Below are 11,273 nucleotides of genomic sequence, written 5' to 3'. Positions count from 1 at the left end.
AAGTGGCAATTCGGCTGCGGCTGAATCTGCTAATTTGGGTAAAAATTCCGAGTTTCCAGTCGATGTTTCGATGCGAGACAATTCGGCTGTGGTTGAATCTGCTAATTTGGCTAAAACTTCGGAGTTTCTAGTCGATGTTTCGATTGGGGAAAATCAGCCGATTTTGAAACAGGCTGAAATTGGTAATTCTGCTGTGGTTGAATCTGCTAATTTGGGTAAAACTTCCCAGTCTCAAGCTGATGTTTCGATGCGAGACAATTCGGCTGCGGTTGAATCTGCTAACTTGGGTAAAACTTCCCAGTCTCCAGTCGATGTTTCGAGGCTTCCTCTTCTTCCCCTGTGGAAAGATGAACTTTACCTGGAATTCCACCGAGGTTGTTACACAACTCACGCGGATCAAAAGCGTTACAACCGCCGCTGTGAGGAATTGCTTTACCAAGCTGAGTTGCTGTCTTCCCTCGCCACGATTTGCGCGGGTGCGATTTATCCGAAGTCTGAATTAGAAATAGCCTGGAAAAAAGTTTTATTTAACCAGTTTCACGATATTTTACCTGGTTCTTCGATCGCCCAAGTTTATGCTGATGCTAATCTAGGATGGGCTGAGGTCGATCGCACTTGTCGTTCAATTGTGCTAACATCTTTGGATGCGATCGCCAGTCAAATTTCTCTGCCTTCTCCACCCCAACCTGATGCTCAACCGATTTTAATCTTTAACTCCCTCAATTGGTCGCGTTCGGAAGTTGTCTCTTTATCCCTTCCCGATTCCGCTGCTACCACTTGGGCGATTTACGACTTGTCAGGACAACGGCTGACTACGCAAATTCAACCGTGCGATCGACCACAACCACAATCTACACTGTTATTTTTGGCAAATAATCTCCCCCCAGTCGGCTACCGGGTGTTTTGGCTCTGTCCCGAAGCTGCTGAAACCCTGGAAAATTCGTCACCCTTACCAGAAAACTACAATCAGACATGGTTAGGTGAAGTTACAACTAATATTGCACGAAACGAGGGTGTTTGTCAAGAAACTCCTTTTGTCCCTCCAATAATGCTGCTAGAAAATGAATTTATTCGAGTAAAAGTAGACAGCGAAACTGGAAATTTATCGAGTATTTGGGATAAACTAAATCATAGGGAAGTCCTGAATGAATCTGGAGGCAATCAACTGCAATCATTTCAAGATGGCGGTCAATATTGGGACGCTTGGAACATCGATCCAAATTATGCAAAATATCCCTTAGCAGCGCCGATACTGAAAGATATTACCTGGATCTCCCAGGGAGAAATAAGGCAGAGTTTGCGTGTAGTTAGACAAATTGGAAAATCGGAGTTTTACCAAGATTATATAGTAGAAATTGGTTCGCCAGTGCTGAAAATTAAAACAGTGGTAGATTGGCAAGAAAAGCACGTTTTAGTAAAAGCAGCCTTTGGGTTAAATGTAGAAGCAGATTTGGCAACGTGCGAAATTCCCGGAGGTGCGATCGAGCGCACAACTAAACCGCAGACTGCGGCGGAAAAAGCCAAATGGGAAGTGCCGATATTACGGTGGACAGATATCAGTAATGACGATTTTGGAGTTAGCTTACTCAATGATTGTAAATATGGTTGTGACCTTCAACCAAATCAAATTCGTCTAACATTACTCAGGAGTTCGACTTGGCCAGATGCACAAGCTGATATCGGCATTCATGAATTTACTTGTGGAGTTTATCCTCACCGCGGAAATTGGCAAGATGCTGGTACTGTACGACAGGGATATGAATTGAATTTGCCACTCTTAGTCAAGGTATTTCCCAAGTTAGAAGGAAATCACCACCGCACTTTGCCGACTGTAGGTAAATTCCTCGATTTATCAGCCGACAACTTAGTTTTGATGGCTTTCAAACAGTCGGAAGACCATGCTAACTTGTGGATTTTACGGTGTTATGAATCCCAGGGTAAAGAGGCTCGGTTAGAATTAGAGAGCGATTTGAGTTTGGCGATTAGTCAGTCAGTGGACTTGTTAGAACAACCGACAACTTTACCAGAGAAATCAGAGGATGGGAAGGGTTTCCAAATATCCCCTTGGAAAATCGCCAGTTTTTCCATAAGGAGAAGGAGTAAAGCGAGTCAAAAACTCTAATGCTAGTTGAAAAAAGCCGGATGCTCCCAAGGTAGAATTAATAATCATCATTCCGAGTAAAAAAACGATGGTACTTGGGTCGATCGCCTCCCAGGCGGTTTTGAGATTAACTACGCCTAAAGTCACCATAAAACCTGACCCAACAATAGCGATCGCAGCCCGGTTCATCCGTAAACCCGGTACATACCCTAACCCAAAACCCAGGTAGGTTAATCCCAACAATAGATATTTCAGTGTTATCATATATATTTAAAACCTTTGATGAGCGTAAACTAACACAGAGCTGGGATTGGGAATCGCAAACGTCCCCAGGGACAGAGTTGTAAATTTGTTACAGCTAAGCAGCTTTATTGTAAAAATAGGTTTGACTTTGTTTCATAAAAAAGTTGAACCAGAGTGAGTAAATTTAATTACAATTGAGTTAATTTAAAAGTGTTTGCTAACAATAATTATTCAATTAACCCAGAAACAAACAATTCTCATGCCATCTGCACGGGGAACGAACTCGGAACAGCTAAAATTTCGTGCAGTAGAGAAATTGAACGCAATTGGTATCGTACTCTTTACGATAATTTTCCAGGAATTTACTTCGTTCTCGACGCTTTGGGAAGAGTATTTTCGCTCAATCAGTTCGGTGCATCTCGCCTGGGTTACAGGGCCCAGGAATTAGTTTCTCATTCAATTTTTAACATATTTGAAAGCCAAAATCAAGGTAAACTGCACGCAGAATTTGCCGAATTTGTGCAGCTAGAAGATAGTGGCTATCGCCAAAAAAGGAAGGCTTGGGAATGCAGTTTGACTTGCAAAGATGGTAGGAAAATTTGGGTAAAAGCAACTGCATTAACTTTGTCGGAACCAGCCTGGGAAATAGTCAAAAATAGTAACAATTCCTTTGAAACTTTCCAACTGCCAAGCGTACTGCTAGTTTGCGAAGAAATTACATTACCCACATATCTAACACCAGAGGCAAAAGCTCAGCAAATTTGGCGAAATCAAACTCAGGCGATCGCCAAATTAGCCAAAAGTCAAGCTACTGAAAAGAAAAATATAGAAGAATTTATCCGAGAAATTACGGAAACGGCTGTGAATGTTGTAAAATGCGATCGGGCTAGCATTTGGCTGTACAGCGAAGACCGCACCCAGCTTCACTGTATTGACCTTTACGAACAAAATACCAAACTCCATTTCGTACAAATAATTGTCACAGCAGCAGACTGTCCGGCTTATTTTCGAGCGTTGAAGTCCGAAAGTATGATCGCAGCAGTGGCTGCAACTAACGATCCCAGAACGCGAGAACTAGCAGGTCTTTATTTTTCCGATCGAGGTATTACTTCCCTATTAAACGTACCCATTATGTTGGGTGGTAAAATGGTAGGAATTGTGAATATTGAACGTGCTGCGTGTGACAGTGAGTGGACGGAAGACGAACAGTATATCACCAAAATATTAGCAGATTTTGTTTCAACAAGTTTGTCAGTCAGCGAAAGAGTAAAAATCGAATTAACGCGACGGGAACAGCAGCAAAACTTGATGAATGATTTTTACGAAAAACTAGAAGCACGAGTAGAAAAACGCACAGCAGAACTGAGTAAAGCCAATCAAGAACTGGCTGAAAGAATCTTTAAAAAAGAACAAATAGAGGCAGAAATCCGACAGCAGCAGCAAGAACAGCAAATTATTCTGGATTCCATACCAGCCATGATTTGGTACAAAGATACCGAAAGCCATTTGCTGCGAATCAACAAAGTGGCAGCAGCATCTAGAGGTTTGCCTCCAGAGCAATTAGAAGGTAAATCATTTTATGAAATCTATCCCGACGAAGCAGAGCAATATTATTTAGAAGATTTACAAGTAATTAATTCCGGCGTTCCCCGATTAGGCAAAATTCACCAACTGCCCACTGTCTCCGGTCAAAAATGCTGGGTACGCACAGACAAAATACCTTACCACGACAGCGCAGGTAAAGTAGCAGGTGTGATAGTTTTTTCAGTAGATATTACGGAGTTAAAGCAAGTAGAAATAAGACTGCGAGAATCGCGCGATCGACTGAAAGAAAGAGTTGAAAAACGCACGGGGATGTACAGGCAGGCCATGACTGCTTTGTACTCCGCCAATATGCAGCTTCAACAATTAATCAAAAATGATAGTTTGCCCCAAAAAATTAACCGCAAAACCGCCACCGATTACCTGCTAGAATGTGAAGCTTATTTTGAAGCAGTCGCCGTCGCCGACCGGGACACGATTTTGAATGTCAGCAAAAATTTTGCCGATTTATTCGGTTACAAACCCCATGAAATGGCGGGGATGAGTTTGTTGGAACTGCTGTCGCCACAATCTTATAAACAAGCACCACAAATGATTTCAGCAGCCAGCAATACAATCTGCGAAACTGTTTTTATCAAGCGAGATGGGACAACTTTTCCGGCTGATGTTCGCAGCAAATTCGTATTATGTGAAGGTCGATTACTTCAGGTTAAAGCCGTGCGAAACCTGACAGAAAGTAAATTACTAGAAGCAGAATTAGAGAGGTCACGTTCTATTTTGCACGCAACTTTGGAAGCGACAGCAGATGGTATTTTGGCTGTCACTACAGCAGGAGAAATGATTAGTTTTAATGAAAATTTAGTAAAAATGTGGGGAATTACCGAAGAAATTAAAAACTCAATGGATCGCAGGATGCGCTTGGCATTTCTCACTCAACAAGTTAAAGACCCTAAAGCTTTTATCTGCCGAATTCAAGAAATTTATAACCATGCTGAAGCTGAAATCTGCGATATTTTAGAATTTAAGGATGGTCGCACTTTTGAACGCTATACTCAGCCTATTAGAGTGGGACACAATATTATTGGCAGGGTATGGCGCTTCCGTGATATTACCTCTCGCTCTAAGGTGACGGCAATGTTGGGAGATAGTCAAAGACGTTTTCGGGCAATTTTTGATTCTTCGTTTCAATTTGTGAGCCTGTTGAAACCGGATGGTACTTTGTTAGAAGCTAACCAAACTTCTCTAGATTTTGCAGGAATCAATCTGCGGGATGTGGCTAATCTTCCATTTTGGCAAGGACCTTGGTGGGCAGGGCTTCAGGAAATTCAAGAACAGTTAAAACAAGCAATTTCTCGCTCGGCAAAAGGTGAATTAGTCCGCTATGAAGTGGAATTTAAAGGTACAAATCGGACGGCTATTATAGATTTTTCTCTGAAACCAGTAACCGATGAAACTGGTCAAGTGGTATTGCTATTGCCGGAAGGTCGAGATATTACAGAAAGCAAGCAAGCTCAAGTCGCCCTGCGACAGCAGGTAGAACGGGAACGCCTAATCGCGCAGATTCAATCGCGCATCCGTTCTTCCCTAGACCTCCAAGATATCCTCAATACTACGGTAGCGGAAGTGCGGGAGTTTTTAGCAACGGATCGAGCGATTGTTTTCCGCTTCCGGCCTGATTGGAATGGAGATGTGGTGGTGGAGTCGGTTGGGGAAGAATGGATACCACTTTTGGGGATGGTTTTTGATGATTGTTGTTTTGCCCATTCTTATATCGGACAGTATTTGAAAGGCAGAATTCGAGTTATTGAGGATATTCAAGCTGCGGGTTTGGATGAGTGTCACGTTAATTTTTTGAGGGAGTGTCAGGTGCAGGCGAATTTGGTGGTTCCTATCCTACAGCAGGGTATAGAATCTAGGGAAGGTAACGCTTCTTGTCATATACCGAAATTGTGGGGTTTGCTAATCGCCCACCACTGTTCTGGACCTCGCAAGTGGCAACAGTTTGATGTGGATTTACTGAGTCAGTTGGCTACTCAATTGGCGATCGCGATCGAACAATCTTTACTTTACCAGCAGTTAGCAGCAGCCAATCAAAGATTAGATGGCTTGGTGAATTTGGACAGTCTAACTCAACTAGGAAATCGTCGTCGCTTTGACGAAGTTTTGAACAGAGAATGGGAGCAATGTAGTAGTTCCCAGCCACTATCTTTGATTATGTGCGACATTGACTGTTTTAAACTTTACAACGACAATTACGGGCATCAAGCGGGGGATGCTTGTTTGCAACAAGTGGCACGGGCGATCGGAGATACTTGTGCAGAAGTATCTCCAGAACAGCTTTATTTGCCTGCTAGATATGGTGGCGAAGAATTTGGGGTAATTTTGCCAAATACAGACCTGGTTAGGGCGGGGACAGTTGCTGAAGCAATCCGCAGCCGTGTTAAAGCTTTAGCTATTCCCCATATCAAGTCCGTTGTCAGCGATTGCGTGACTCTGAGCTTGGGAGTTGCGAGCATTTCCGAAGGTCAAAACTCACCTAAAATGCTGATAGAAGCGGCGGATAAAGCGCTTTATCAAGCTAAGTCTAGCGGGCGCGATCGAGTAGGGATTAATCAGTAGTTCATAAGTGGTTTGTAGCAATAACTTTAGTCGGGGAATAGCTAACAACTTGCCAAGCCAACTAAAGCGATCGCTACCAAGTATGAGTTATTTAGTTAACAGTTGTTGAAACACTTCATACATTTCCCTTGCTAACTTATGAGGATTCCACAAAGGTGCAAGATGTTCTGGCTGTTTAGATTTAATCAAGTGTTCTTTCACCGCATTTCGGAAACTAGCATCTCGCCCAAACTTAACTCCCCACTGGGTGTATTCTTCCCAACTCCAAGCCGCACCCATATCCAGATTTGCACTTTTGAGAAAAGCATAACCCATCCGCGAAAGATATTGGTCGCCGGATCTAGTTACCACTGGCAAATTCGCCCACAAAGCCTCCAAATTATGAGTACCACCATTATAAGGATAGGAATCTAAAAGCACGTCAGCCACATAATAAATGGCGCGGTGTTCTTCTTCCGTTTTGGTTTGCCCCACAAACTTAATCCGAGTAAAATCTACTCCTTGAATATCGCATTCTTCGCGGTAAGTGCTGTGAATTACTTCAGGATCGCCTTGACCTTTACGGATTAGCAAACTATCAGGAACTTCTTTGAGTATTTTAACTTGAGCGCGCACCATTTCAGGATTAGTTTTTCTCCCTGGTGCCACGCAGAGATAAGTCATTTGATCTAACCCAATACCGAGGGAAGTTCTAATCGCTTCTCGATTGACTGAAATGCTTTCTAATGCGCCAATTGCTACGGAACAACTAGGCAATCTCACTAACTGTTCTAAGTAATGTTTTTCAACACCGGCGGGGTGAGTGTGTTCGTCGCACAGAAAATAGTGATTGTCTGAGATATAAGGTGCATCAAATCCTAGCCAAGAAACACAGATACCAGCGGGATACTGGTGTAACACTTCTACATTTGTTGGTACTGTCATCGAGTCTAAATCGATTAATACATCCAAATCGTCTTGCCGCACTTCGGCGAGAATTTCACCACCATCTGCAAAACCATTTGGATACTTTTTGGGCCAATAAAATTTGCCCGCCATGTCTTCAAATCGCTGGGTTACTTCATCTTTGTTAAGTTTGCCGGTGACGTAGAGGTGAACGTGGGGAGTGATGCGGCTTAATTCCCGAATTAAAGCTTCGCTGCACCAGCCGACGGAGTGACGACGGAAGTGTTTTGAGAGGAAGCCGATTCTTAAAGGTTTTTGTTTTGTTTGGTAATTGACTGGTTTGATTCTGTCGATTGATTGCCGTGGAGGAAGGACTTTTTTGTAGTATTCCTTGGCAACTAATCGGTAAAAGCTGGCATTTTTCTCGCGATTATCTCGCAGGTGAGAAACTGCAAACAAGAAGATTTCGTAGAGCAGTTTTAGTTCGATATTGGTAAAGGTTTCGATTTTTTCGTAGGAGAGTGCTTCGATTTGTTCGAGTTTCTGAATTGCCTGTTTGCTCACCCCTGATTGCAGATAGGAGAAAACGTAAGCGGTGGCTGACATGACTGGTACTTGTTCGCCACAGTTTTCGCAGTAGTTGTCTGCGACTCTGCGAGCTCCTGCTAGGTTGGTGGAATGGCTTAGTAAGTCGCACAATTGTTGGTGGGCTTCGCTGAATTTGGGGTTGAATTCGATCGCCTTTTCAAAATTGGCGATCGCCTCCAAGGGCTTATCCTGCTTTTGAATGTGTCCCATCCGACAGTAAACTTCTGCCCAATTTGGTTTGAATACCAGGGCTTCTTGATAGCTGGCTTGGGCTTCTTCCAGTTTGCCTAACATAGATAAAGCGTTACCTAAATTGGCGTGAACATCTGCCCAGTCTGGCTTAATTTTGAGGGCATTTTGATAACTGGTAACTGCTAATTCGTACTTTCCTTGCTGCAAAAATGAATTGGCAAGGTTGGAGTGCAAAACTTCTAATTCCGGCTTTAATTCTACAGCTTTCTGATAATAAGTAATGGCTGCATCGAGATTGCCTTGTTGCGATCGCGCACTGCCGATGTTAGCATAGGCTTCGGCCCAATCTGGCTTAATGGCGATCGCCTTTAAATAGCTTTCAATAGCTTCATCGCGCTTGCCTTGAGTGAAAAGTCGGTTAGCTAGGTTAAAGTGGAAATCTGCACCGACTAGCTGGGGATTAAGTTCGGATGTTCTCTGAAAACAGGCGATCGCGGCTTCCACGTTGCCATATTTGTGATATACTTTACCTAAATTCCAGTGAGCGCCCGCTAAATTGGGACTGAGGACAATGGCGGCTTCGTAATGGGCGATCGCCTCTTCCAAGCGATCCATTTTAAAATACATACTGCCGATATTAGCGCGAACTTCAGCAAAATTTGGTCGCAATTCTAAGGCTTGAGAATAGGAGCGAATTGCTGCTTCAAGTTTGCCTATAGCTTGCAAAGCATTCCCTAAAGTGACGTAAGCATGAATGTAATCTGGTCGAGTTTTGATGGCCAAATGACACGCTGCGATCGCTTCAGTAACCTTACCTTTTACCAAACAATCTTCTGCCAGATTTTTGTAGCCTTCAACTTCTTTAAAATTGGCAATTTCCTCATTGCTGGGAACATTCAATTGAGAAACTTGTTCAGAAACTTCCGCTGGATTTGTGAAGGATGTATTTAAATTTTTATTAGTTTCTGATGGTGGCAAATTGATACTGGAAGGCTGTAAACCATAGCCTTCGTCTTTGTTGACAGTTACCCCTTGTTGTGGGTCAGATTCTGGCTCTAATTCCAGAAATTTGCTAGGGGTGTTTTCCTGCTGTTTTTGTTTAAGTAAATCGGATATTTTCTCTGCTATGCTTGCATCTTCAGGTTGCATTTCCAGGACTTTTTGATAACAAGCAATGGCGGCATCTAACTTGCCTTGATAATGGAGAACGCTACCAAGCATCAAACGTACTGAACACAAATATGGATTAATAGCAATAGCTGTTTGGTAAGATTTTTCCGCCTCCGATAATTGTCCTAGTTTGTAATACATACTCCCCAAATTAGCGCTGGCTTCTGCAAATTCAGGCTGAATTTTCAAGGCTTGTAAATAAGCTTCTATTGCCATTTCCAGCTTGTTTTGACTATGTAAAGCATTGCCCATTGTCAAGTAAGCGGGAGCAAAACTAGGGTTAAATTTAACGGCGAGATGGCAGGAGTCGATCGCCTTTTCAAATTCCCCTTGCAAAGCATAAACTTCCGCCAAGGTTTTGTAAACCTCTGCATCTTCCCCATTGAACTCTAGAGATTTATGATAATGTGCGATCGCCTCATCAAGCCTACCTGTGTCTTTCAGCCGATTTGCCTTTTGGAAATAAGTTTGAGCTGCCTCTAAATTCACCAAAGATTCCGCAATCATTTGTTCTACCACTGTTACAGTTTTGATACTAATACTATTCAGCCATTTTACCCGCGATCGGGATTGCACCAACCAACTACACCCTGGATAGCGCAATTATCCATCGATTTATGAACTAGATTTTTTTTCATTAAACCACAGAGGCCACAGAGGGCACAGAGAAGAAATAGAGAGGAAATAGATAAGTTCCCAAATGATAGAAAACTTATCGCAGAGAACTTGCTAGTTTCATCTCTTCCTCTTCCTCTCTGCGTTCTCTGCGCTCTCTGCGGTTCATTAAATCCATCAGTGCTATAATTTTAAAACTATTCAGGATTATTGAACATGACCACAGAACAAGACCCAGTAAAATTGATGAAACAGCAAGTAGGGTTTGCTGCCGCCGATCGGGTACAGTCAGGAATGATTGTGGGACTGGGCACGGGGTCAACTACAGCTTATACTATTCAGGCCTTGGGCGATCGCATCAAATCCGGTCAACTCAAAGATATCAAAGGAGTACCAACATCTTTTCAATCAGAAGTGTTAGCCAAACAATACGGAGTACCGCTGACAACCCTGGATGAAATTGACAGAATAGATGTGGCGATTGACGGCGCTGATGAAGTCGATCCGCAGCTAAACTTAATTAAAGGAGGAGGCGCAGCCCACACTCGCGAAAAAGTTGTAGATTGCCTTGCAGCTCAGTTTATCGTAGTAGTTGACAGTTCTAAAATGGTAGAGAAATTGGGTTCGACTTTTCGAGTCCCAATCGAAGTGATACCAATGGCGATCGCCCCTGTCACCCGCGCCATTGAAAAACTGGGAGGAAAACCAGAACTCCGCATGGGAATCAGAAAAGCAGGCCCAGTAATTACCGACCAAGGTAACATGGTAATTGATGTCCAATTCGACAACCTAGACAACCCTGTCGAACTTGAAAAGACTTTAAATAACATTCCCGGCGTGTTGGAAAATGGCTTGTTTGTTAACTGCACAGATTTAGTTTTGGTTGGTGAAATTAAAGATGGCAAACCTGTAGTCCGCGAGATTTTCAAGCAATCATAACTTACCCACTGGCAATCATAGACTCTTGGTAGAACAGGCATATTGCCTGTTCTTTAAAATAGCATAATAGGTAATTTCCAGTAATTAAAAATAGCCAAGTTCCGATTTATTAAAATAAAAAATGATTTGAAGCTGACGACTGCTTCATTATGCCTTCTTCCTTATTCCTTCTTCCTGAATTTCCCCCCTTGGGGGGGGCTAGGGGGGGGTTCTTCTTCCTTCTTCCTTCTTCCTTCTTCCTTCTTCCTGAATTTCCCCCCTTGGGGGGGGCTAGGGCGTGTTTTCAAACTCGTTGTATACTGGAAAATAGGCGATCGCAACCACTTAACGCTCATGAACCGAGGAGACTTAAGTAACGAACAGTGGGAGAGGTTACAAC

At 43.0% G+C, this 11,273-nt stretch carries 6 protein-coding genes; 3 read left to right on the top strand and 3 right to left on the bottom strand.

The features are described from left to right. On the top strand, positions 1-2,122 hold a 2,122-nt coding region (locus ACBR23_RS00030), incomplete at its 5' end, for an alpha-mannosidase (protein WP_371120839.1). Here the strand turns inward: ACBR23_RS00030 and ACBR23_RS00025 are convergent. Next, a complete protein-coding gene (locus ACBR23_RS00025; protein WP_371118293.1) occupies positions 2,033-2,365 on the bottom strand; it encodes an SLC13 family permease in 333 nt (110 codons plus the stop codon). The two genes, ACBR23_RS00030 and ACBR23_RS00025, sit on opposite strands and share 90 nt — an antisense overlap. A 189-nt stretch (positions 2,366-2,554) precedes the next feature. On the opposite strand from ACBR23_RS00025, the gene ACBR23_RS00020 reads away from it, so the two are divergent. Continuing rightward, the gene (locus ACBR23_RS00020) at positions 2,555-6,505 is read left to right on the top strand and encodes a PAS domain S-box protein (protein ID WP_371118292.1); all 3,951 of its coding nucleotides are present in this window, start codon (positions 2,555-2,557) and stop codon (positions 6,503-6,505) included. A gap of 87 nt (positions 6,506-6,592) precedes the next feature. On the opposite strand, the gene ACBR23_RS00015 is transcribed toward ACBR23_RS00020, so the two are convergent. Continuing rightward, the gene (locus tag ACBR23_RS00015; RefSeq protein WP_371118290.1) at positions 6,593-9,916 is read right to left on the bottom strand and encodes a tetratricopeptide repeat protein; all 3,324 of its coding nucleotides are present in this window, start codon (positions 9,914-9,916) and stop codon (positions 6,593-6,595) included. Positions 9,917-10,171: 255 nt separating this feature from the next. On the opposite strand from ACBR23_RS00015, the gene rpiA reads away from it, so the two are divergent. Continuing rightward, a complete protein-coding gene (rpiA, locus tag ACBR23_RS00010; protein WP_341735746.1) occupies positions 10,172-10,894 on the top strand; it encodes a ribose-5-phosphate isomerase RpiA in 723 nt (240 codons plus the stop codon). A gap of 161 nt (positions 10,895-11,055) precedes the next feature. On the opposite strand, the gene ACBR23_RS00005 is transcribed toward rpiA, so the two are convergent. Further along, positions 11,056-11,273, bottom strand: a 218-nt coding sequence (locus ACBR23_RS00005; RefSeq protein ID WP_371118289.1) for a hypothetical protein, incomplete at its 5' end; no start/stop codon positions are given.

This window comes from Microcoleus sp. (assembly GCF_041354475.1).
Lineage (GTDB): Bacteria > Cyanobacteriota > Cyanobacteriia > Cyanobacteriales > Microcoleaceae > Microcoleus.
The sequence above is the reverse complement of the archived record's forward strand: the minus strand, read 5'-3'. Positions and strand labels throughout refer to the sequence as shown.

Coding starts and splice junctions, on each gene's coding strand:
- rpiA (WP_341735746.1), top strand. CDS start 10,172: ATGACCACAGAACAAGACCCAGTAAAATTGATGAAACAGCAAGTAGGG.
- ACBR23_RS00025 (WP_371118293.1), bottom strand. CDS start 2,365: ATGATAACACTGAAATATCTATTGTTGGGATTAACCTACCTGGGTTTT.